Annotated in this window: 5 protein-coding genes; 2 read left to right on the top strand and 3 right to left on the bottom strand. The window is 72.8% G+C overall.

Going from position 1 to position 25,060, the window contains the following annotated elements; translation table 11 throughout:
* Positions 1 to 194 precede the first annotated feature (194 nt).
* Both QMK34_RS39735 and QMK34_RS39740 read left to right on the top strand, forming a co-directional pair.
* Complete coding sequence (locus tag QMK34_RS39735; RefSeq protein WP_326419968.1) at positions 195 to 21,017, top strand: non-ribosomal peptide synthase/polyketide synthase; 20,823 nt, start codon at positions 195 to 197, stop codon at positions 21,015 to 21,017.
* Positions 21,014 to 21,232 (top strand): MbtH family protein, encoded by a 219-nt coding sequence (locus tag QMK34_RS39740; RefSeq protein ID WP_326419969.1) that lies wholly within the window; start codon positions 21,014 to 21,016, stop codon positions 21,230 to 21,232. The genes QMK34_RS39735 and QMK34_RS39740 overlap by 4 nt, the downstream gene beginning before the upstream one ends.
* A 170-nt stretch (positions 21,233 to 21,402) precedes the next feature.
* Here QMK34_RS39740 and QMK34_RS39745 read toward each other — a convergent pair whose 3' ends face one another.
* The 3 genes from QMK34_RS39745 to QMK34_RS39755 form a co-directional block, all read right to left on the bottom strand.
* The gene (locus tag QMK34_RS39745) at positions 21,403 to 22,482 is read right to left on the bottom strand and encodes an iron-siderophore ABC transporter substrate-binding protein (protein ID WP_326419970.1); all 1,080 of its coding nucleotides are present in this window, start codon (positions 22,480 to 22,482) and stop codon (positions 21,403 to 21,405) included.
* 106 nt (positions 22,483 to 22,588) lie between these two features.
* Positions 22,589 to 24,361: an ABC transporter ATP-binding protein gene (locus tag QMK34_RS39750; protein ID WP_326419971.1), complete on the bottom strand. Its 1,773-nt coding sequence runs from the start codon at positions 24,359 to 24,361 to the stop codon at positions 22,589 to 22,591.
* The coding region (locus tag QMK34_RS39755; RefSeq protein ID WP_326419972.1) for an ABC transporter ATP-binding protein at positions 24,358 to 25,060 on the bottom strand (703 nt) is incomplete at its 5' end. The genes QMK34_RS39755 and QMK34_RS39750, both read right to left, overlap by 4 nt.

Genomic DNA, 25,060 nt, shown 5'->3' on the forward strand with positions numbered 1-25,060 from the left:
TCGTCCCGGAGACCGGCACGACCGGGGCGTCCAGCGCGTCCACCGCGCGCGACGTCGGCCGGGAGGCCGAGCAGGTCGGGCAGTGGAAGGGCCTGCACGAGCTGCTCTACGCGGTCGCGGGCCAGGACCCGTTCGACGAGGGCTTCGGTGGCTGGAACAGCACCTACGACGGCGAACCGCTGCCGCTGGCCGACATGCGGGCCTGGCGCGCGGCGACCGTCGGCGCGATCCGCGCCCTGGAACCTCAGCGGGTGCTGGAGATCGGCGTCGGCAGCGGCCTGATCCTGTCCCAGATCGCCCCGGCGGCGCGGTTTTACCGGGGCGTCGACCTGTCCCAGCAGGTCATCGACCTGCTGCGGCGGCGGGTGGCCGAAAATCCGGAACTGGACGGCAAAGTCGAGCTGCTGGCGCGCCCGGCGCACGAGTTCGGCGGCCTGCCCGCGGGCCGGTTCGACACCGTCGTGATCAACTCGGTCGCGCAGTACTTCCCGAGCGAGGCCTACCTGGTCGACGTGCTCCGGCAGGCGATGGACCTGCTGGTGCCCGGCGGCTCGCTGTTCCTGGGCGACCTCCGCAACCTGCGCCTGCTGCGCGCGCTGCGGGCGGGCGTCGAGGTCACCCGCGCCGGTGACGAAGCCCGGCTGGGCGCGGTCGACTCCGCCGTCGCCTGGGAGGGCGAGCTGCTGCTCGACCCGGACTTCTTCGCGGGTCTCGGCGGCCGGATCGACGGGATCGAGCGGGTCGACCTGCGGCTCAAACCGGCCTCCTACGACAACGAACTGAGCCGTTACCGCTACGACGTCGTCCTGCGCAAGGGCGAGCCCGTCCCGGCCGTCGACGTCCCCGAGCTGTCCTGGACGGACGCCGCGACGCTGAGCGCGTATCTGGCGTCCGCGCGCCCCGGCCACCTGCGTCTCGTCGGCGTGCCCAACGCGCGGCTCGCCGCCGACCTCGCCGCGCTGCGGGACCTGGGTGGCGAGGTTTCCGCGCAGGCGGGGACGGCCGCGGATCCCGACGCGCTGATCGAGCTGGCGGCCGGGTCCGGCTATCGCGCGGTCGCCACGTGGACGGCAGCGGCCGACGACGGCCGGTTCGACCTGCTGCTGGCCCCCGCGGAGTCCACAGTGGACGTCTTCGGCAGCTACCTGGCCGGTGCGCCGCGGCCGGTGGTGGCGAACACCCCGGTGGCCTTCCGTGACGCCGCCTCGCTGCTCAAGGAACTGCGGGCACTGACCGAAGAAGCCTTGCCGCACCACATGGTCCCGTCGGCGTTCGTCGCGCTCGACAGGCTGCCGGTCATGACCAACGGCAAGCTCGACCGCGCCGCCCTGCCGGAGCCCGACTTCGCCGCGATGGCGGGCGGCCGCGCACCGCGCACCCCGCGTGAGGAGATCCTCTGCGCGGTCGTCGCCGACGTCCTCGGCTTGGCGACCGCAGGCGCCGACGACGATTTCTTCGTGCTCGGCGGCGACAGCATCCTGTCCATCCGGCTGGTGCTCGGAGCGGCCGCGCGCGGCCTTGTCATCACCCCGCGCCAGGTGTTCCAGCACCGCACCCCCGAGGCGCTGGCGGCCCGCGCCGAGGTCGCGACCGAGCAGGCCGAAACCCCGGGACTCCCGCTGCTGCAGCTGTCCGGCGCCGATCGCGCGGAGCTGGCCGGGTACGCCGAGATCCTGCCGGTCACCCCGCTGCAGGAAGGGTTCTACTTCCACGCGCAGTTCGACGAACAGGCCGAGGACGTCTACACCGTCCAGGAGGTCTTCGACCTGGACGGCCCGGTGGACCCCGCCGCGCTGCACCGCTCGCTGACCGGCCTGGTGGCCCGGCACGCGTCGTTGCGGTCCGCCTTCCGCCAGCTCGGCGACGGCCGCGTCGTGCAGCTTGTCGCCGCCGAGGCCGAGCTGCCGTGGCGCGAAGCCGACTTGCGGGAGACAGCCGACCAGGTCGGCGCGGTCGCCGCCGAGCTGTCGGCCGACCGGGCCCGGCGGTTCGAGCTCGACCGGGCGCCGCTGCTGCGCGCCACCCTGATCCGGCTCGGCGAGGGGCGCAGCCGGCTCGCGCTGACCTTCCACCACATCGTCGTCGACGGCTGGTCCGTCGTGGTGATGGTGCGGGAGATCGTGGCCCGCTACGCACCCGAAGGCGTTCCCGTGACGCTGCCTGAGCCGAGTTCCCGCGCGGAGCACCTGCGCCGTCTCGCCTCCCGCGACGCCGACGCGGCCAGGAGTGCCTGGCGGACGGCGTTGTCCGGCATCGAGGAGCCTACCCGGCTCATCGCCACCCCCGCGGGCGTCCGCCGCCCGGCGAAAGTCCAGCTGACGCTCGACGAGCAGGTCACCGGTGCCTTGCTGGCGGTGACCCGCGAACGCGGCCTGACCCTCGGCACCGTCCTGCACGGCGCCTGGGGACTGCTGCTCGGCAGGCTCACCGGCCGCGGCGACCTGCTGTTCGGCAGCACGGTCTCCGGCCGCGGCGCCGACGTCGCGGGCATCGATTCCGCCGTCGGCCTGTACATCAACACGCTGCCACTGCGCCTGCGCTGGGCCGGTGGCGACACTCTGGCCGGGCTGCTGCGGCGGCTGCAGGACGAGCAGGCCGCACTGCTGGACCACCAGCACCTGGGCCTGGCCGAGCTGCAACGCCTGGCCGGGTTCGGGCAGGAGGAGCTGTTCGACACCCTGGTGGTCGTCGAGAACTACCCGCGTGGGGCCTTCGCGGCAGGCGAGCTGCGGGTGTCGGGCGTCGAGGTGATCGACGCGGTGCACTTCCCCGTCGCCCTGATCGCGACCCCGGGCCGCACCCTCGCGTTCAGCCTGAAGTTCGACGCCGCCCGGCTCGACGCCCCCGCGGCGGAACTGCTCGCCCAGCGGTTCGTCCGCGTGCTGGAGGCCATGGTCGCGGACCTGGACCAGCCGGTGTCCACTGTGGAACTCCTGTCGTCCCGGGAACGCGGCAGGCTGGCCGAGCTCAACGCCACCGCGCACCCGGTCGCCGAGCGGACGCTCGTGCGGGCGATCGCCGAACAGGTGGCGAGGACCCCCTCGGCGACGGCCGTGGTGTTTGAGGACCATGAAATGTCCTATGTGGACCTCGACGGTCGGGCGGAAGCGCTGGCCCGTCGCCTGCGGGCGCGCGGCGCGGGGCCGGACCAGATCGTCGCCGTGGCCGTGCCGCGCTCGGCGGAGCTGATGGTCGCGCTGCTCGGGGTGCTCAAGTCCGGCGCCGCGTACCTGCCGATCGACCTGGACCTCCCCGCCGATCGCGTCGCCTACCTGCTCGGCGACTCCGGCGCGCACCTGGTGGTGACCGGGCAGGACACGCTGCTGCCGAACGGGTTCGAGCGGATTCCGATCGATACGGCCGAGGTCCCCGTGGAGCTGCCGGGCGCGCAGGCGGGGCCGGACGACGCGGCGTACCTGATCTACACCTCGGGCTCCACCGGCAGGCCGAAGGGCGTGCTGGTCAGCCATCGCGCGATCGTCAACCGGCTCGCCTGGATGCAGCACGAGTACCGTCTCGTCGCGGACGACCGGGTCCTGCAGAAGACGCCGTCGAGCTTCGACGTGTCCGTCTGGGAGTTCTTCTGGGCGCTGTGCGAGGGCGCGGCCGTCGTGCTGGCGAAGCCGGACGGACACCGCGACCCCGCGTACCTCTCCCGGATGATCCGGGAGCAGCGGATCACCACCCTGCACTTCGTGCCGTCGATGCTCACGGCGTTCCTGAACGCCACCGAGACCGCCGACGAGCTGCGCGACCTGCGTCGCGTGTTCTCCAGCGGCGAGGCCCTCACCACCGAGACCGCTGCCCGCTGGCGTTCGCTCACGGGCGTGCCGCTGCACAACCTGTACGGCCCGACCGAGGCCGCCGTGGACGTCACCTCGTTCGCGTACGACGGGACCGCCGGGACGACCGTGCCGATCGGGCACCCGGTCTGGAACACCCGCGTGCACGTGCTCGACAGCTGCCTGTGCCCCGCGCCCGACGGTGTCGCGGGAGAGCTCTACCTCGCCGGAGTCCAGCTGGCCCGCGGCTATCACGGCCGTCCGCGCCTGACCGCCGAACGGTTCGTCGCCGATCCGTTCGGCGAGCCCGGCCAGCGGCTCTACCGCACCGGCGACCTGGTGCGCCGCCGTGCCGACGGCGAGCTCGAGTACCTCGGCCGGACCGACCGCCAGGTCAAGATCCGCGGCAACCGGATCGAGCTCGGCGAGATCGAAGCCGTGCTCGCCGCGCAGCCCGGGGTCACCGCCGCCGCGGTCGTCGCCAGGGACGGCATGCTCGTCGCCTACACGGCCGGAACCGCCGACGTCGACCAGCTGCGCCTCGCGCTCACGGAAGCCTTGCCCGCGCCCATGGTGCCGGGTGCGTTCGTGGCGCTGGCCGCGTTCCCGCTCACACCGAGTGGCAAGCTCGATAGCCGTGCCCTGCCAGCGCCGGTCGTCGCACAGCCGGTGGCCGCCGCGTCGCCGCGCGACGATCGGGAACGCGCGCTCGCCGGGATCTTCGGTGAGGTCCTCGGCCTGGCCGAGGTCGGCGCCGACGGGGACTTCTTCCTGCTCGGCGGCGACAGCATCTCCTCGATCAGCGTGTCCAGCCGGGCCCGCCGCCTGGGCTTCGACCTGAGCCCCAAGGACGTGTTCGAGCACAAGACCCCGGCCGCGCTGGCCGCACGGTGTGCCGGGCCGGTGCTGCCCGCCGGTCCGGTGGCCGATCCGGACGGCGTCGGTGACCTCCCGCTGCTGCCCGGGGTGCACCGGCTGCGAGAGCTCGGTGCCGCCGCCCAGCCGGAGTCCGCGGTGCTGCGGGTCCCGGCCGACGCCGACCTCCAGTCGCTCGCCGCCGCGCTGCAAGTGGTGCTCGACCACCACGACGGCCTGCGCCTGAAGCTCACGCGGGTCGCGTCCGTGCTGTGGTCGCTGGAGATCCTGCCGCCGGGCGCGATCGCGGCCACCGACCTGCTCCGCCCCGCCGAAGACACGATCGCCGCCGAGGCCGAAGCGGCCGCCGCGCGGCTCGACCCGGATTCCGGCACGCTCCTGCAGGCGGTCTGGTTCGCCGACGGGCGACTGCTGCTTCTCGCGCACCCGTTGCTGCTCGACGCGGACTCGTGGCCGGTGCTCGCCGCGGACCTCGGCGAGGCGTGGACGGCCCACACGGCGGGCCGCGCTCCCGCGCTCGCCCCCGTGGAGACCTCGCTGCGCACGGCCGCCCGCCAGGTCACCGAACGCGCCCAGAAGCCGGAGCTCGTGGGCGAGCTGGAGCACTGGGCGGCCGTGCTGGCGCCCGGCGCGACCGCGGTGACGGGAGACATCTCCGAGCAGGAGGTTCGACTGTCCGTTGAGGACAGTGCGACACTGGTCGGCGCGCTACCCGCGGCCGTGCACGGCACCGTCACGGATGTCGTGCTCGCCGCGCTGGCGATCGCGGTCGGCGGGGAGCTCCTGGTCGACGTGCAGGCGCGCTCGACGGATCTGCCCGGCACGGTCGGCGCTCTGCACGACCTCCGCCCGGTGCGGCTTTCGGCCGAAGGCGAACCGCCCGCGATTCTCAAGCAGGTCAAGGAAACCGTCCGCGAGTCGCCCGGCGGCTACGGCCTGCTGCGCTACCTCAGCGCCCAGACCGCACCGCTGTTCGCCCAGCTGGCCCGGCCGTCCGTGCTCCTGCGCTACGCGGGCCGCGTGCCCGCCGGGGCCGGGGACTGGGACTTCGCCGGAGGGGTCACCGCGTCCCCTGCCGGGGACCACGCGCTGCGCGTCGGCGTCGCCTGCGAGGACACCGCGGACGGGCCACGGCTGGTCGCCACCTTCGCCGGGGCCGACGCCGACGCGCTGGCCGAGCGCTGGACGGCAGCCCTGCGGACACTGGCCGCCGGTGCCGGGACCCCGGCCGGGCTCACCCCGTCCGACCTGGGGCTGATCGCACTGGGCCAGGACGAGATCGACCGCGTGGAGCGGCTGAGCCCGGCGCCGCTGTCGGACATCTGGCCCCTGTCGCCGCTGCAGGAAGGCCTGTTCTTCCACTCCAGCTACGACCAGGCGCGCGTCGACATCTACACCATCCAGGAGGCGATCGACCTAGACCGCCACCTCGACCTCGACCGGCTGCGCGCGGCCTGCGCGGCGATGCTCCGCCGGACTCCCAACCTGCGCGCCGGATACACCAGCGAGGGCCTGCGCGGCCCCGTGCAGTTCGTCGCGTCCGCGCTCGAACCACCACTGTCCGAAGTGGACCTGACCGGCCTGCCCGCTGACGAGCGGCAGGCCCGGCTGGACGCGCTGATGGCCGAAGACCGGGCGACCAGGTTTGCCCTCGACGCGCCCCCGCTGTTCCGGCTGACCCTGGTCCGGCTGGCGGGCGACCGCGACCGCCTGGTGATCAACCGGCACCTGCTGCTGTGGGACGGCTGGTCCGCCTGGCTCTTCGTCGAACGGCTCTTCGCGCTCTACGAGCTCTCCGGCGACGACCGCACCCTGCCCGCCGCCGGGTCCTATGTGGACTATCTGGACTGGCTGTCCGATCAGGACGTCGAGGTGGCCACCTCGGCCTGGCGCGACGCGCTGTCCGGCCTCGCCGAGCCGACGCTGGTCGGACCGGCGAGCACCGGCCTGGCACCGGCCACCCCGGTGAACCTCGACACCCACCTGTCCGAACAGCTCACCGAACGCCTGCGGGTGCGGGCGCGGCGGCACGGGCTGACCGTCAACACGGTGCTCAACGCCGCCTGGGGACTGGTCCTGTCCACTGTGGTCGGTCGCCAGGACGTGGTGTTCGGCGCCGCCGTCGCGGGCAGGCCCGCCGCCGTCCCGGACATCGAGAGCACCATCGGCCTGTTCCTCAACACCGTGCCCGCGCGCGTCCGGTTCGACCCGGCCGAGCCGGTGCTGGACCTGCTGCGGCGGGTGCAGTCGGAGCGGATGGACCTCACGCCGTACGAGTTCATGAGCCTCGGCGTGCTGCAGCGCGAGGCGGGGCACCGTGTCCTGTTCGACACGTTGTTCGTGCTGCGCAACGACGACGGCGACGAGCGGCTCGCCGGACTGCGCCGCCGTCACGGGATCGCCGGGATGGTCAACGTCGACGCGACGCACTACCCGCTCACGCTGGTCGCGACCCCGGGCGCCCGGATGCGCGTCACGCTGTCCTATCGGGAGGAGATCTTCGACGGCGACGCGGCCGCCGCGCTGCTGGCCCGCTTCACCTCGCTCGTCGAGCAGCTCATAGGGGACTTCACCGCCCCCGTCGGCGCGCTGGACACGGTGTCGCGGCCCGAACGCGCCGCGCTGGCCGCGGACTGGGCGGCCACCGAGCACCCGCTGATCGACGACACCGTCGCCGACCTGCTCACCGCCCAGGCCGCCCGCACCCCGGACGCGACGGCGCTCGTGTTCGGCGGGCACAGCCTGACCTACGCCGAACTGGACGCGCGGATCAACCGGCTGGCCCGGCTTCTGCTGGCCAGGGGAGCCGGGCCCGAGCAGGTCGTCGCGCTCGGGCTGCCGCGGTCGATCGAGATGGTCGTCGCGCTGTTCGCCGTGCTCCGCACGGGCGCGGCGTACCTGCCCCTGGAGCTGGACTACCCCGCCGACCGGCTCGCGATGATGCTGGCTGACGCCCGGCCACTGTGCCTGGTGTCCACCGCCGCCGTGTCCGCGACGCTGCCCGAGGGCACCCCGCGCGTGCTGGTCGACGACGAGGACCTGCTCACCGGCGTCAGCGACGGCGAGATCACCGACGCCGAGCGGCCGCTGTTCGCCCGCGGGCGCGCCGGACGGCTGGAACACCCGGCGTACGTCATCTACACCTCGGGTTCCACCGGGAAGCCGAAGGGCGTCGTCACCCCGTATCGCGGGCTGACGAACATGCAGCTCAACCACCAGGAAGCGATCTTCGCCCCGGCGATCGCGTCGGCGGGCGGGCGGCGGCTGCGCATCGCGCACACCGTGTCCTTCGCGTTCGACATGTCCTGGGAAGAGCTGCTGTGGCTCGTCGAGGGCCACGAGGTCCACGTGTGCGACGAGGAGCTGCGGCGCGACGCGCAGGCGCTGGTCGCGTACTGCGACGAGCACCAGGTCGACGTCGTGAACGTGACGCCGACCTACGCGCACCTGCTGATCGAGGAAGGCCTGCTGGACAACCACCGCCCGGCGCTGGTCCTGCTCGGCGGCGAGGCCGTGTCGGAGTCGGTGTGGAACCGGCTGCGCGACACCGAAGGCACCTACGGCTACAACCTCTACGGCCCCACCGAGTACACGATCAACACCCTCGGCGGCGGGACCACCGACAGCGACACCCCGACCGTGGGCAAGCCGATCTGGAACACCCGCGCGTACCTCCTCGACGCTTGGCTGCGCCCGGTCCCCGACGGCGTGGCGGGGGAGCTCTACATCAGCGGCACCGGCCTGGCCAGGGGTTACCTCGGCCGCCCGGCGCTGACGGCCGAACGGTTCGTGGCCGACCCGTTCGCCGTGGGCCGGATGTACCGCACCGGCGACCTCGTGCGCCGCCGCGCGGACGGCAACCTCGACTTCCTCGGCCGGACCGACGACCAGGTCAAGATCCGTGGCTACCGCGTCGAACTCGGCGAGATCGAGTCCGCGCTGAGCGCGCACCCGCAGGTGGCGCAGGCGGCCGTGATCGCCAGGCCCGACCCGGCGGCCCCCGGGCTGCAGCGGCTCATCGGCTATGTCGTGCCCGCCGAGCTCAGCGGCGAGGCCCGCGACGAGGCCGAGGCGGACCAGGTCGGCGAGTGGCAGCAGATCTACTCCGACGAGTACACCGAGATCCCCACCGCGCTGTTCACCGAGGACTTCGCGGGCTGGGACTCCAGCTACGACGGCGCGCCGATCGCGCTGGACCACATGCGGGAATGGCGTGCGGCGACCGTCGCCAGGATCACCGAGCTGCGCCCGGAGCGCGTGCTCGAGATCGGCGTCGGCACCGGCCTCCTGATGGGGCAGCTGGCACCGATCACCGCCGAGTACTGGGGCACCGACCTCGCTGCCCCGGTGATCGCCAAGCTGACCAGTGAGCTGGCACAGGACCCCGGGCTGGCGGCGAAGGTGACGTTGCGGGCCCAGCCCGCGCACGTGTTCGACGGCCTGCCCCGCGGGCACTTCGACACGATCGTGATCAACTCGGTGATCCAGTACTTCCCCAGCGTCGACTACCTGACGGGCGTCCTGACCAGGGCACTGGACCTGCTGGTGCCGGGCGGTTCGCTGTTCGTCGGCGACGTCCGGAACCTGCGGCTGGCGCGTTCGTTCCACACGGCCATCCAGCTGACCCGCGCCGACGCGACCTCCGACATCGCCCAGCTGCGCCGCGCGATCGAACGCGGGGCGGCGCTGGAGAAGGAACTGCTGATCGATCCGGACTACTTCGCCGCGCTCGCGCGGAGTCAGGACGCCGGGGCGCAGGTCCGCGTCAAGCGCGCGAAGCTGCACAACGAGCTGAGCCGCTACCGATACGACGTGGTGCTGCGCAAGGAACCCGCCGAGTCCGTCTCGGTGGCCCAGGCCCGGCGGGTGCCTTTCGCATCGCTCTCCGACGTCGAAGCGCTGCTGTCCGAGCGGCCTGAGACGCTGCGTGTGAGCCGGATCCCGGACGCGCGGCTGGCCAACGAGTTCGAAGCGATGCGGGCACTCGACGCGGGCACGCCGCTGATCGACGTCCTCGACCTGTTCCGCGCCCCAGCCGGTGTCGAGCCGGAGTCGTTGCACGAGCTGGGCGAACGGCTCGGCTACACCGTGCACACCACCTGGTCGACCGGCGCGGACGGCCTGTTCGACGCGGTCTTCGTCCACGGTGGACAGTCCACAGTGTTCGGTCTTTACCTGCCAGCGTCGACCGGGACGAACCTCGCCCGGTACGCCACCAGCCCGACGGCGGCGCGCGGCGGCGGCGAGCTGATCCAGCGGCTGCGCGACGAGCTGAAGCTGCGGCTACCCGACTACATGGTCCCGGCCGCGTTCGTCACCCTGGGCAGCTTGCCGCTGACCGACAACGGCAAGCTCAACGTCCGTGCCCTGCCGGACGCGGATCCGGCGGTGACGCTCACCGCGAGCCGGGCGGCGGAGACCCCCGAGGAGGAGACGCTCTGCGCGCTGTTCGCGGAGGTGCTCGGCCTCGACCGGGTCGGCGTCGAGGACAGCTTCTTCGACCTCGGCGGCCATTCACTGCTCGCCACCCGGCTGATCAGCCGGGCCCGCACCGATCTCGGCGCCGAACTGGCCATCCGTGACCTGTTCGAGGCCCCGACCCCGGCCGAGCTCGCTCTGCGCGCTGGTTCCGGCGAGCCGGCGCGGGCCGGGATCGTCCCGGTCGACCGCCCCGAGCTGATCCCGCTTTCGCCCGCGCAGCAACGGTTGCTGCTGGTGGACCAGCTCGACCACAACGCGCGGGCGTACAACTTCCCGCTGATGGTCCGGCTGCGCGGCGGCCTGGACCTCGACGCTCTCCGGTCCGCGTTCGGCGACGTCCTCGGGCGGCACGAGGCCCTGCGCACGGTGTTCGCCGAGCACGACGGCACGCCCGCTCAGCACATCGTGGCCGATCCCGAACCGCCCTTCACCGTGGCGGGCGGGCGCGAGTCCGAGATCGCCGACCTGATCGCGGCGGCGGCCCGCAGGCCGTTCGACCTCACCCGTGAGCTCCCGGTTCGGCTGGACGTGCTGCGACTGTCCGAAGTGGATCATGTACTCGCGATGGTGCTGCACCACAGCGCGACCGACGAGTGGTCCGACCGGCCGTTCCTGCGTGACCTGACCACCGCCTACGAAGCCCGGCTCGCGGGTTCGGCGCCGGACTGGACGCCGTTGCCGGTGCAGTACGCGGACTACACGCTCTGGCAGCGTTCGCTGCTGGACGATGTCGCCCCGGAGCAGCTGCGGTTCTGGACCGAGACGCTGCGCGGGATTCCCGACGAGCTCGCACTTCCGCTCGACCGCGCCCGCCCGGCCCGGCCGACCGGTCGCGGCGGCAGGATCCACCTTGACCTGCCGCCGCGGCTCGGTGAGCAGCTCCGCGCGCTGTCGGCCAGTTCCGGCACGAGCCTGTTCATGCTGCTGCACGCCGGGGTCGCGACGCTGCTGCACCGGATGGGCGCCGGGGACGATCTGCCGCTGGGCGCGCCGATCGCGGGACGGACGGACGACGCGCTCGAAGAGCTCGTCGGGTTCTTCGTCAACACCCTCGTGCTGCGCGCGGACCTGTCCGGCGAGCCGACGTTCACCGAGCTCCTGTCGCGGCTGCGGGAGACCGACCTCGCCGCGTTCGGCAACCAGGACCTGCCGTTCGAGCGGGTCGTGGAAGCCCTCAATCCCGCGCGGGCCGCCGGGCGCAACCCGCTGTTCCAGGTGATGGTCGGCTACCACTACCGGCCCGCCGGCGACCCGGACCTGCTCGGGATGGCCACCGAGTGGCTGGCGCCGCCCACCGAGTCGGCCAAGTTCGACCTGCACTTCACGATGGTCGACGAGACCACGAAAGTCGCCCTGCAACTGGAGTACGCCGAGGACCTCGCCGGCGCGCGCACCGCGTCGCGCCTGCTGGACCGGCTCGTTTCGGTGCTGGGCCAGGCCGTCGCCCGGCCGGACCTGCCGGTGGCGTCGATCGACGTCCTCGGCCCGGACGAGCACGAGCTGGTGCTCTCGGCCTGGAACGACACCGCGCACGCGGTTGCCCCGGCGACGCTGCCGGACCTGTTCGAGGCCCAGGCCGCCCGCACCCCGGACACGACGGCCGTCGTCTTCGAGGGCGCCGAGCTGACCTACGCGCAGCTCGACTCCCGGGCGAACCAGCTCGCGCACTGGCTCATCGAGCAGGGCGCTGGCCCGGAATCCGTGGTCGCCGTCGCGCTGCCGCGTTCAATGGAGCTGGTCGTGGCGCTCTACGCCGTCCACAAGGCGGGCGCCGCGTACCTGCCGCTGGACACCGGCTACCCGGCCGGGCGGCTGGCGTTCATGCTCGCCGACGCCGCCCCGGTCCGCGTCCTCGACGAGCTCGGCCTGTTCACCCGGCTGGACTCCTACGACACCGCCAGGCCGCCACGCGAGCTGACCCCGGCGTCCCCGGCGTACGTCATCTATACCTCGGGTTCGACGGGACGTCCGAAGGGTGTCGTCGTTCCGCACGTGGGCATCGTAAACCGGCTGTTGTGGATGCAGGACGAGTATGGACTGTCCACATCGGATCGGGTGTTGCAGAAGACGCCGTCGAGTTTCGATGTTTCGGTGTGGGAGTTCTTCTGGCCCTTGATCACGGGGGCCACGCTGGTGGTGGCCAAACCGGAGGGGCACCAGGACCCGGTGTACCTCGTGGACCTGATCCGCCGCACCGGAATCACCACTGTCCACTTCGTCCCGTCGATGCTGGCCCTGTTCCTCGAAGAGCCCACGGCCGTGACGTGCACCCGCCTGCGCCGGGTGATCTGCAGCGGTGAGGCGCTGCCTGGTGAGCTCGCCCGCCGATTCCACGGCGTGCTGGACGCGGAACTGCATAACCTGTACGGCCCGACCGAGGCCTCGGTCGACGTCACGTTCCTGCCCGTCACGGGGGAGGGGCACCCGGGTTCCGTCCCGATCGGACGTCCGGTGTGGAACACCCGGGTGTACGTGCTCGACGCCCGGCTGCGGCCCGTTCCGCCCGGAGTCGCGGGAGAGCTGTACCTCGCGGGCGCCCAGCTGGCGCGCGGATATCTCGCACGGCCGGGCCTGACGTCGGAACGGTTCGTCGCCGACCCGTTCGGCGGCGCGGGCGAACGCCTGTACCGGACGGGCGACCTGGCCCGCTGGTCCGCCGACGGGGTGCTGGAGTTCCTCGGCCGGGCCGACGACCAGGTCAAGATCCGCGGGTTCCGCGTCGAGCTCGGCGAGATCGAGGCCGCGCTGACCCGGATGGTTTCCCACGCGGTCGTGGTGGTGCGGGAAGACCGGCTCGTCGCCTATGTCGTCGGGTCCACAGTGGATGGTGACGCGCTGCGCGTGTCGCTCGCCGAGACGCTGCCGGAACACATGGTGCCCGCGGCGATCCTTCGGCTGGACGAGATCCCGCTGACCCCGAACGGCAAGCTGGACCGCGCCGCGCTGCCCGCGCCGGAGTTCGCGACGGGAGCGGGCCGCGAGCCGCGCGACGCTCGTGAAGCGGCGCTCCGCGCGCTGTTCGCCGACGTGCTCGACGTCGACCAGGTCGGCGTCGACGACGACTTCTTCGCGCTGGGCGGGCATTCCCTGCTCGCCATGCGCCTCGCGGCCAGTATCCGCGTGGCGCTCGAAGCCGAGGTCTCCGTGCGGGACGTATTCGACGCGCCGACCGTCGCCCGGCTGGCCGAGCGGTTCGCGGGGCCGGGGGAGACCCGCCTGGCACTGGAAGCGGGCCCGCGCCCCGCCGTGCTGCCGCTGTCCGCGGCCCAGCAGCGACTCTGGTTCCTCTACCAGCTCGAAGGTCCGACGGCGACGTATAACATCCCGCTCGCGTGGCGCCTGCACGGAACTCTGGACGTCGAAGCGTTGTCCGCGTCCGTCGACGACGTGGTCGGCAGGCACGAAACGCTCCGGACGCTGTTCGGGGAGTCGGCCGGGGTCGCCACCCAGCGCGTCCTCGCCGAGGCACACGTCGAGGTCCGGCTGGACCCCGTCACCGACCTCGCGGCCCAGCTCACCGCGGCCGCGAGCCACGGTTTCCTGCTGGACGAGGAGCTCCCGCTGCGGGCGCACCTGTTCGCCGTCGCGCCGGACGAGCACGTCCTGCTGCTGGTCCTGCACCACATCGCGACCGACGAATGGTCACAGGGACCGCTGCTCGCCGACCTGGCCGCGGCTTACCGCGCCCGGCTCGGCGGGACGCCACCGGACCGGACGCCGTTGCCGGTCCAGTACACCGACTACGCCCTCTGGCAGCACGAGCTGCTCGGTGACGGGCTCGCCGCCGAACAGCTCGGGTTCTGGCGGGAGACACTGGCCGGGCTGCCCGACGAGCTCGCGCTCCCGGCCGACCGCCCGCGTCCCGCGGAGTCGACCCACCGCGGCGGCACCGTCACCTTCCCGATCCGCGCGGACCTCGCCGACGGCCTGCGCGCACTGGCCCGTACGGCCGGGGCCAGCATGTTCATGCTGGTCCAGGCCGCCGTCGCGACGCTCCTGCACCGGCTCGGCGCGGGCGACGACATCCCGCTCGGCGCGCCGATCTCCGGCCGCGCCGACGAGCGGCTGGAGGAGCTGGTCGGGTTCTTCGTCAACTCGCTCGTGCTGCGCACCGACCTGACCGGCGACCCGGGATTCGGGGAGCTGCTCGGGCGCGTCCGCGCGGCCGACCTGGCCGCCTTCGAGCACCAGGACCTGCCGTTCGACCGGCTCGTCGAGACGCTCAACCCGGAACGCTCGCTGTCGCGGCACCCGCTGTTCCAAGTCATGGTCGTCTACCTGCCCGCGGCCGCGGGCGGACTCGACCTGCCGGGACTGACCGCCCGCGAGGAGGCGTTCACCCACGACGTCGCCAAGTTCGATCTGGAGTTCGGCTTCCTGGAGGACACCGCGGGCGGCGCGATCTCCGGTGCCATCGAGTACAGCGCAGACCTGTTCGACCGGTCCACAGTGGACTCCTTCGCGCAAAGGCTCGTCAGGCTGCTGGAGCAGGTCGCCGCCGACGGTGACCGGCGGATCGGCGACCTCGACCTCCTCGGCCCCGACGAGCGGGCGCAGGTGGTTTCAGGCTGGAACGACACGGCGCGCGAGTTCCCGCGGACCACGCTGCCCGCGCTGTTCGAAGCCCAGGTCGCGCGCACGCCGGACGCCACCGCTGTCCTGTTCGGCGAGAGCTCGCTGACCTACGCGGAGCTGAACTCGCGGGCGAATCGCCTGGCCAGATGGCTGGTCGAACGCGGGGTCGGCGCGGAATCGGTCGTCGCCATCTCGCTGCCGCGCTCGCTCGAGCTCATCGTCGCGCTGTACGCGGTCCACAAGACCGGTGCGGCGTACCTGCCGCTGGACTCGGGCTATCCGGCCGAGCGGCTGGCGTTCATGCTGGACGACGCCGCGCCCGTCCGCGTGCTCGACGATCCCGCGCTGTCCGGTTCGCTGTCCGGCTACGACGACAGTGACCTGGACACGCGGATCGATCCGGCGTCCCCGGCGTACGTCATCTATACCTCGGGTTCGACGGGACGTCCGAAGGGTGTCGTCGTTCCGCATCAAGGCATTGTGAACCGGCTGTTGTGGATGCAGGACGAGTATGGGCTGTCCACATCGGATCGGGTGCTGCAGAAGACGCCGTCGAGTTTCGATGTGTCGGTGTGGGAGTTCTTCTGGCCCTTGATCACGGGGGCCACGCTGGTGGTGGCCAAACCGGAAGGACATCAGGATCCGGCCTACCTCGCGGAGCTGATTCGCACGACCGGGATCACGACTGTCCACTTCGTCCCGTCGATGCTGCGGGTGTTCCTCGCCGAGCCGACGGTATCGGGTTGCACCGGCCTGCGCCGGGTACTGAGCAGCGGCGAAGCCCTGCCTGCCGACCTGGTGGACCGCTTCTCCGAGGTACTGGACGCGAGGCTGCACAACCTCTACGGCCCGACCGAGGCCTCGGTCGACGTCACCGCCGCGCCCGCCCGCCGGGCCGAATCCGGGCTGGTCCCGATCGGACGTCCAGTGTGGAACACCCGCGTGTACGTGCTGGACGCGCACCTGCGTCCCGTGCCGCCGGGCGTGGCGGGAGAGCTGTATCTGGCGGGCGCGCAGCTGGCGCGCGGGTACCTCGCGCGGCCGGGCCTGACCTCGGAGCGGTTCGTCGCCGACCCGTTCGCCGACGGCGAGCGGATGTACCGCACCGGCGACCTGGCCCGCTGGAGCCGGGCCGGTGAGGTCGAGTTCCTCGGCCGTGCCGACGACCAGGTCAAGATCCGCGGGTTCCGCGTCGAGCTCGGCGAGATCGAGGCCGCGCTGACCGGGCATCCGGCGGTGACCCACGCCAGGGTCGTCGCCAGGGAGGACCGGCCGGGGCAGCGGCAGCTCGTCGCCTACGTGGTGCCGTCCGGCTCACTCGACGGCGTCGACCTGCGCGCCGACGTGGCCAGGACGTTGCCGGAGCACCTGGTTCCGTCGGCTGTCGTGACACTCGACGCGCTGCCGCTCACCCCGAGCGGCAAGCTCGATCGCCGGGAACTGCCCGCGCCGGACTACGCCGACGCCGTCTCCGACGACGCGCCGCGCACCCCGCGTGAAGAGCTGCTGGCGTCGCTCGTCGCGGGTGTGCTGGGGCTGGAGAAGGTCGGTGTGCACGACGACTTCTTCGGGCTCGGCGGCGACAGCATCGTGGCGATGCAGCTGGTCGGCCGGGTGCGCGCGGAAGGCCTGCTGCTCAGCCCGCGCGACGTGTTCCGGCACAAGACCGTGGCCGGGCTGGCGGCGGTCTGCACCGAGCGGCTCGACACGAAGACGGGCACCGGGGCGAGTTTGGTGGAGCTCGACGACGCCGAGCGGGCCGAGGTCCTCCGCCTGGCACCTGACACCGCCGAGGTTTGGCCGCTGACGCCGTTGCAGGCCGGGCTGCTGTTCCTGGCCTCGATGGACAGTGACGGACCCGACGTCTACACCGTGCAGATCGCGGTCGACCTCGAAGGGCCGGTGGACCCGGATCGCCTGCGCGCCTCGGCCCAGACGGTGCTGGACCGGCACGCCAACCTCCGGACTGGTTACCGCTACCTCGCCTCGGGCCGTCCGGTGGCGCTCGTCGCCCGCACGGCCGAGCTGCCGTGGCGCCGACTGTCCACAGTGGAGGACATCGACGCCGAGCTGGAGCGGGAACGCCGCCGGTTCGATCCGGCCGGGGCCCCGCTGCTCAGGTTCCTGCTGCTGGACCGGGACGGCGGCGGGCATCGGCTGGTGGTCACCCACCAGCACCTGCTGCTCGACGGCTGGTCCGTCCCGCAGCTGCTCGGCGAGCTGTCCGAGGTCTACGCAGGACGGGGCCGCACCCCCTCGCCCTACCGGCGCTACCTGGAGTGGCTCGCCGAGCAGGACCGCCCGGCCGCCGAGGCCGCCTGGCGCGACGCGCTCAACGGGCTCACCGAGCCGACCCATCTGGTCCCGGCCGATCCGCAGCGCGTTCCGGCGGCGCCGCACCGCCGGACGCTGGAGCTGTCCGCGGCGTCGACCGCGGCGCTGGGCGAACTCGCCCGCGCCCGCGGCCTGACGCTGAACACCCTGGTCCAGACCGCGTGGAGCTTGGTGCTCGCGAAGCTGACCGGACGCACCGACGTGGTGTTCGGCGCCACCGTCTCGGGCCGTCCGCCCGAGCTGGCCGGTGTCGAGCGGATGATCGGCCTGTTCATCAACACCGTGCCTGTCCGGGTCGCCTTCGACCCGGCCGAACCGCTGTCCGCCGTGCTGGACCGCGTCCAGGACCAGCAGTCCGCGCTCATCGCACACCACCATCTGGGCCTGGCCGACATCCAGCGCGCGGCGGGGCTCGGCGAGCTGTTCGACACGCTGATCGTGTTCGAGAGCTACCCGGGCGCCGACGAGGCCGAAGCCGAAGGCGGCCTGCGGGCGGAGATCGTCGCGCACGAGGATTCGACGCACTACCCGCTGACCTGGGCGGTCGAACCCGGTGAGCGACTGACGCTGGTCGCCGAGTACCGCGCGGACCTGTTCGAAGAGCAGGCGCCGCACCGGATCCTCGCCGCGATGGAGCTGCTGTTCGCGGCCATGGTGTCCGATGTGGACCAACCGGCGGGCCGGGTCGAGATCCTCACCGCCGCCGAGCGGGACCGGATCGTCGTGGCGTGGAACGACACCGCGGCCGAGGTCGCGCCGTCGACGATCGCGGAGCTGTTCGAGGACCAGGTGCGGCGCTCGCCGGACGAGGTCGCGGTGGTCTGCGCGGACGTCACGTGGACCTACGCCGAGCTCAACTCGCGGGCGAACCGGCTCGCCAGGACCCTGGTCGAACGCGGCGCGGGTCCCGAGGAGTTCGTCGCGCTGGCCCTGCCGAGGTCGGCGGACATGATGCTGGCGATCCTCGCGGTGCACAAGGCGGGCGCGGCGTACCTGCCGCTCGACCCGGACCAGCCTGCCGACCGGCTGGCCGCGATGCTCGCCGACGCCCGCCCGTGCCTCGTCGTCACCGAGGCGGGGCTGCTCGCCGGCATTCCGCGTTCCGACGCCGAGACGTTGCCGCTCGGCCAGACGCGCACCGGCCACCTGCCCGCGCACGACCTGACCGACGCCGACCGGCTCCGGCCGCTGAACCCGGCGCATCCGGCGTACGTCATCTACACCTCGGGCTCGACCGGGCGGCCCAAGGGCGTCGTGGTCGCGCACCGCAGCGTGGTGAACCTGTTCCACAGCCACCGCGAGGCGCTCTACCGGCCCGCGATGGCCGCGACGGGCAAGGCGCACCTGCGGGTCGGGCACGCGTGGTCGTTCTCCTTCGACGCGTCGTGGCAGCCGCAGCTCTGGCTGCTGGACGGGCACGCCGTGCACGTCGTGCCCGAACAGACCCGCCGCGACCCGGAGCTGCTCGCCGCGATGATCCGGCGGGACGAGTTCGACTTCATCGAGGTCACGCCGTCGTACTTCGCGCAGATGGCCGACGCCGGGCTGCTCGACGGCGACGACTGCCCGCTGGCCCTGATCGGCGTCGGCGGCGAGGCCGTGCCGGACGCGCTGTGGCGCAGGCTCGCCGGGCTCACCGGTACCGAGGCGGTCAACCTCTACGGCCCCACTGAGTCCACAGTGGACGCTCTGGTCGCCAGGATCGGTGACAGTGACAGGCCGCTCGTCGGGCGTCCCGTCGCCAACACTCGCGCCTACGTCCTGGACGGCGCGCTGCGTCCGGTGCCGCCGGGTGTCACCGGCGAGCTCTACCTGGCCGGGGGTGGTCTCGCCCGCGGGTACCTCGGGCGGTCGGCGCTGACGTCGGAGCGGTTCGTCGCCGACCCGTTCGGCGCGGGCGGGCGGCTGTACCGCACCGGCGACCTGGCCCGCTGGACCGCCGACGGCAGGCTCGGCTTCGGCGGCCGCGCCGACGACCAGGCGAAGATCCGGGGCTTCCGGATCGAACCGGCCGAGGTCGAGACGGCGCTGGCCCGCCACGAGCGCGTCGCGCAGGTGGTCGTGGTGGTCCGTGAGGGCCGGCCGCGGATCAAGCAGCTCGTCGCCTACGTGGTTCCAGTGTCCGCAATGGACACAGCGGACACCTTGGACACCGCGGAGCTGCGGCGGCACGCGGTCGAGTCGTTGCCGGACTACATGGTGCCCGCCGCGTTCGTCCTGCTGGAGTCCCTGCCGACGCTGTCGAACGGCAAGCTCGACCGCCGGGCGCTGCCCGCGCCGGACTACGCCGGTGAGCTGAGCGGCCGGGCGCCGGAGACCGAGCGGGAGAAGGTGCTGTGCGCCGTGTTCGCCGAGGTGCTCGGCGTGCCCGAGCTGGGCGTCGATGACGATTTCTTCGCACTCGGCGGCGACAGCATCGTCGCCATGCAGCTGGTCAGCCGGGCCAGGGCGGCCGGGCTGCGGATCTCGCCGCGGCACGTCTTCCAGCACCGGACGGTGAGCGGGCTGGCCGAGGTCGCGACCGAGCTGACCGGCCAGGCCGGTCCGGCCGACGACGGCACCGGCACGGTGGGCCTGACCCCGATCATGCACGCCATGCGGGAGCTGGGCGGTCCGATTTCGGGTTACCACCAAGCCGCGCTGCTGCGGACCCCGGCCGGGCTCGACCGCGCCCGGCTCGTCACCGTGCTGGGCGCGGTCGCCGGGCGGCACGACATGCTGCGCGCGCGGCTGGACCGTTCGGTCGAGGGCTGGGCACTGCGGGTGCCGGGGCCGGTGGACGTGACCGGCTGGATCGAGCACGTCGAGGTCACCGGTCTGGATCCCGCCGGGCTGACGGCGGTGATCGCCGAGCGGGCGCGGGCCGCGCGGGACCGGCTCGACCCGGACGGCGGCGCGATGGTGCGTGCGGTGTTCTTCCACGCGGGCCCCGCGCACGCCGGACGGCTGCTGGTGCTGGTGCACCACTTGGTGATCGACGGGGTCTCGTGGCGGGTCCTGCTGCCGGACTTCGCGGCGGCCTGGTCGGCCGTGGCGGCGGGCCGGTCACCGGAGCTGCCCGCGGTGGACACCTCGTTCCGCCGCTGGTCGGCCGCGCTGGCGTCGCGGGCACCGGCCCGTTCCGAGGAGCTCGCGCTGTGGACCTCGGTGCTCCGCGGCGGCGATCCGCTGCCGCTGGAGCGCGCGCTCGACCACGATCGCGACGTCGAGGCGACGGTCCGTTCGCTGTCGCTGACCCTGCCCGCCGAGCGCACCGCGCCCCTGCTGAGCGGGGTGCCCGCGGCGTTCCGGGCCACGGTGAACGACGTGCTGCTCACCGGCCTCGCGCTGGCCGTCGCCCAGTGGCGGCGGCGACGGCTCGGGCCGGACGCGGGCAACGCCGTGCTCGTCGACCTGGAGGGGCACGGCCGTGAGGAGGAGCTCGCGCCGGGCGCCGATCTGTCGCGGACCGTCGGGTGGTTCACCAGCGTCGTGCCGGTGTGCCTGGACCCGGGCGAGCTCGACCTCGACGACGCGCTGGCCGGTGGGCCGTCGGTGGACGTGGCGCTCGACCGGGTGCGAAGCCACCTCGATGCGCTGCCGGCGTCCGGGATCGGGCACGGGCTGCTGCGGCACCTCGACCCCGCCACCGGCGCCGAACTCGCGAAGTTCGCCAAGCCTCAGCTGGAGTTCAACTACATGGGCCGGTTCGGCCACCCCGAGGAGACCGACTGGTCCTATGCCCCGGAGGCCGACGCGGTCGACCTCGGCGCCGACCCCGGGATGCCGGTGTCGCACAGCCTCACGGTCAACGCGCTGACCGAGGACCGCGCGGACGGCCCGCGGCTCGGCGCGTATTGGTCGTGGCCGGAAGCCGTGCTGACCGAGGAGTCGGTCCGCGAGCTCGCGGAAACCTGGTTCACCGCATTGGACGCCCTCTCCGCCCGCGCGGCGGAGCTGACGAAGGAAAAAAAGGAGAGCAAGTCATGACCAACCCGTTCGAGAACGCCGACGGCACCTACTCGGTGCTGGTCAACGACGAGGGCCAGCACAGCCTGTGGCCGCAGTTCGTCGACGTCCCGGCGGGCTGGACGGCCGCCTTCGGCCCGGACACCCGCCAGTCCTGCCTGGACTACGTCGAGGCCAACTGGACCGACCTCCGCCCCCAGTCCCTCATCAAGGCCATGGCCGACCCCACCCCGTGATCCACCTGCCGTCACGCGTGTCTGGGCGGACATCACCGCGATGTCCGCCCAGACACGCGTGACGGCAGTCCAGACACGCGTGACGGCGGTGGGAACACGCGAGGCGGCCGTAGGGGGACGGCAAAAAGCCGGGCCGCGAAAGTACTCGCGACCCGGCTTTTCCGGTGGGCCTAGGAGGCGGGCTTGACCTCGGTGGCCGGGTTGCCGTCGACGGCGGCCGCGAGCTGCGGCACGAGTCGGTCGAGCTGGTAGGGCAGGCTCAGCACGGTGACGAATGTGGTCGCCGAGCCGTAGGTGCTGTTGTTCTCGATGAGGACGTCGCGCTTCTCCTTCGAGACCTTCAGCGCGGAGTACAGCTTGTCCTTGTCGAGCGTGGCGCGGCCGCCGCTGACGGTGTCGACCAGCCACACGAGCGCGTCACGGTCGAGCAGATCGGTCCGCTCCGCGCTGATGTTCGCGCCGAACTTGTCGCCGATGATCGTGTCGAGGTCGGCGGGGAGCTTGAAGCCGAGCGAGGTCAGCACCCGCGAGCGCGGATCCTGGCTGCCGTAGACGAAGTAGCCGTCGTAGATGGTCGCCATCAGGGCGCTCTTGCCCTCGAACTCCGGGTGGTCCTTGCGGGCCTGCGCGAACTTCGCGTCGACACCGGCGATCAGCTTGGCGGCCTCGGCGGACTTGCCGACCGCCTTGCCGACCGTCTTGGTGGCCTCCTGCCACGGGATGCCGTAGTCGTTGTACTCCTTGGGTTGCGCGATCACCGGGGCGATCTTCGACAGCGTGTCGTACTGCTCCTTGGTGAGCGCGGAGTACAGGCCGATGATCAGGTCCGGGCGGAGCGCGGCGATCTTCTCGAACTGCGGGCCGTCGGCGTCCTTGAGCACGGCCGGCACCGGCGAGGTCCCGAGCTTGTCCTTGGCCCACGGCCCGACCGCGCCGGGGAAGTCGCCGATCCAGTCGGTGACGCCGACCGGCACGACGCCCAGCGCGAGCAGCGCGTCCTGCTCGGTGAGCCCGACCGTGACGACGCGCTGCGGGGCCGCCTTGACCGTCGTGCTGCCGTACTTGTGCTCGATCGTGGCCGGGAACGCGCCCGGGTCGGTGGCGCCCGCGTTCGGCGCGGCCGGGGTGCCGGCCGCACCGGTGTCACTGCCGCAGGCGGCGAGCGCGCCGGCCAGCATCAGCACGGACGCGAGCAGACCGGCGGTCCGGACTCGGCCGCGGGCGGCGGGCAGGGCGGGGAATCGGGCCATCTTCGGTCCTTTGCGATCGAGAGTCCGGGAGCTTCCGGATTAGTCAGGTTTGCCTAACCTAAGTGGCTGGCCGGTCCGATGCAACAAACCAGGACTGCGTCGCCGCTCACGTTGCGCGCCCGCGGGTGTCCGACCACGCGGCCCAGAGCGTGGCGTAGCGGCCCCCCGCGGTCACCAGCTCGTCGTGGGTTCCCGATTCGACGACCTCGCCGTCGTCCATCACGACGATCCGGTCCGACGCGGCGGCCTGCGTGAGCCGGTGCGCGACGACCAGCCCGGTCCGGCCTCGCAACGCCGCCGACGCCGCGGCTTCGAGGGTCCTCGCGCCCGCGCTGCCCGCTTCGGCGGTGGCCTCGTCGAGGATCGCGACCGGCGGATCGGCCAGCACGAGCCGGACCAGCGCGAGCTGCTGCGCCTGGGTGACGGTCAGCTGATGACCGCCTTCGCCGACGACGGTCGCGAGCCCCTCGGGCAGTGCTTCGGCCCAGGCAAGCGCTCCCACCGTGAAGAGCGCGGCCCGCAGTTCGTCTTGGGACGCCTCGGGTCTGGCCAGCCGGAGGTCGTCGGCGAGCGGCCCGGCGAAGACGTGCACCTCCTGGCTGATCAACGCCACCGCCCGCCGCGTCGCGGACGGCCCGAGTTCGTCGAGCGCGACGCCGCCGAGCAGCACCGAGCCGGAACCGGGCCGGTGGATCCCGGCGATGAGCTTCGCCAGCGTCGTCTTCCCCGCCCCGCTCGCGCCCACCAGCGCGACGCGTTCGCCGGGCGCGAGCTCGAGGTCGACGCCGGTCAGCACCGGATGACCGTCCACATAGGAGTGACCGACGGCGGTCGCCTTCACCGAGGCGTCGAGCGGCTTCGACGGCCGCTCCGGTTCCGCGACCGGGGGCAGCTCGGCGACGCCGATGATCCTGGCGAGACTCGCCGTCGCGGCCTGCGCGTCGTCGACCAGCGCCAGCGCGGTGTTGATCGGGCCGAACAGGCTGTGGAAGTACAGCGCCGCGGCCGTGGCCGCGCCGATCGTCGCCAGTCCGTTGTCCACCAGCAGGAAGCCGGCCGCCAGCACCGCCGAAAGCCCGACGAACTCGGCCAGGTTGAGCCGCGCGAAGAACCGGGTCATCAGCCTGACCCCGCGCAGGGCCAGCTCGACCGCGCCGGTCGAGCGCTGCCGGACCCGCTCGAGGTGCTCGTCCGCCAGCCGGAACGCGCGCACCGTCTTCGCCCCGCCGATGGTTTCGAGCAGCTGTTGCTGCTGGGCGCCGACAGCCACCCGCTGGGCGGCGTAGAGCGGGACGGCGTTGCGGACGTACCAGCGCACGGTGTGCAGCTGGATCGGCGCCGCGAGCAGCGCCGCGACCAGGAAGCGCCAGTCGAGCACGGCCAGCGCGCCGAGGGTGAGCACGATCGTGAGCACCGAACGCCCGAGCTGCGGCAGCGCCTCGCGCACCGCGTTCGCGACGACCGAGACGTCGGTGGTGACCCGGGCGGTGAGGTCGCCGGACCCGGCCTTCTCGACCTGTTCGAGCGGCAGGCGCAGGGCGCGGTCGACGAAACGCTCACGCAGCTCGGCGAGCATCGTCTCGCCGAGCCTGGCGACCAGCGAGACACCGAGCGCGGTCGCGATCGCCTGCGCGACGGCCACCAGCACCAGCGCGACGACCGGCGTCGTCAGCTCGGCCGGGGGGTGGTGCCCGGCCACGAGATCGACGATCCTGCCCAGCAGGGGAGCGGTCAGCAGGCCGATCGCGGTCGCTCCGACGAGCATCGTGAACGCGCCGAGCGCGCGGACCCGGCTGCGGCGCAGCAGATCGCCGAGCACCGCGCGGATCCGCCGTCCGTCCGCGGTCGGGAGCAGCTCCCGGCTTTCGGTCGTGGTCATGACAGCACCGCCTCGCGATAGTCCGCGCGTTCGTGCACGAGCGCGGCGTGGGTGCCCTGTGCCGCGACCGCCCCGCCGTCGAGCACGATCACCCGGTCGGTGACGGCGAGCAGGGCGGGGCTGGTGGTGACCAGGATCGTCGTGCGGCCACGGCGCAGCCGCGCCAGCCCGGCCGCGATCCTCGCCTCGGTGACCGTGTCCACCGCCGTCGTCGGGTCGTGCACGACGAGCACCGGGGCGCCGGCCGCGAGTGCCCTGGCCAGCGCGACCCGCTGCCGCTGCCCGCCGGACAGCGACCGCCCCCGTTCGGTGACCATGGTGGCGGCGCCCCGCGGCAGCGCGGCCGCGACCTCGTCGGCGGCCGAAGCCGTCATCGCCTCGGCCGCGTCCGGGGAGGCGCCGACGTTGGCGGTGAGCGTGCCCTCGAACAGGGCTGCGTCGTGCGCGGCCACCAGCACCACCTCCCGCACCCGGCTGGGGTCCACTGTGGACAGGTCGACCCCGTCGACGCGCACCGTGCCGTCCGCCGGATCCGCCGAGCGGTCCAGACAGGCCAGCAGATCGGTGGCCGTCGCGGGGTCGGTGGTGACCACGCCGACGAGCTCGCCCGCGGCGATGTCGAGATCGACGGCGCGCCGGCTCCCGTGCCCGACCCCGTCGAACCGGATGTGCCCTGCCGGCGGCGAAGGGCGCGCGGCC

The sequence above is a fragment of the Amycolatopsis sp. H20-H5 genome (assembly GCF_035828755.1).
In the GTDB taxonomy this organism is placed as follows: Bacteria; Actinomycetota; Actinomycetes; order Mycobacteriales; family Pseudonocardiaceae; genus Amycolatopsis.

Bases quoted from the DNA above. Each gene is read 5' to 3' on its own strand.
- QMK34_RS39735 (WP_326419968.1), top strand. From the start codon at position 195: ATGCGGGCCTGGCGCGCGGCGACCGTCGGCGCGATCCGCGCCCTGGAA.
- QMK34_RS39740 (WP_326419969.1), top strand. From the start codon at position 21,014: ATGACCAACCCGTTCGAGAACGCCGACGGCACCTACTCGGTGCTGGTC.
- QMK34_RS39745 (WP_326419970.1), bottom strand. From the start codon at position 22,482: ATGGCCCGATTCCCCGCCCTGCCCGCCGCCCGCGGCCGAGTCCGGACC.
- QMK34_RS39750 (WP_326419971.1), bottom strand. From the start codon at position 24,361: ATGACCACGACCGAAAGCCGGGAGCTGCTCCCGACCGCGGACGGACGG.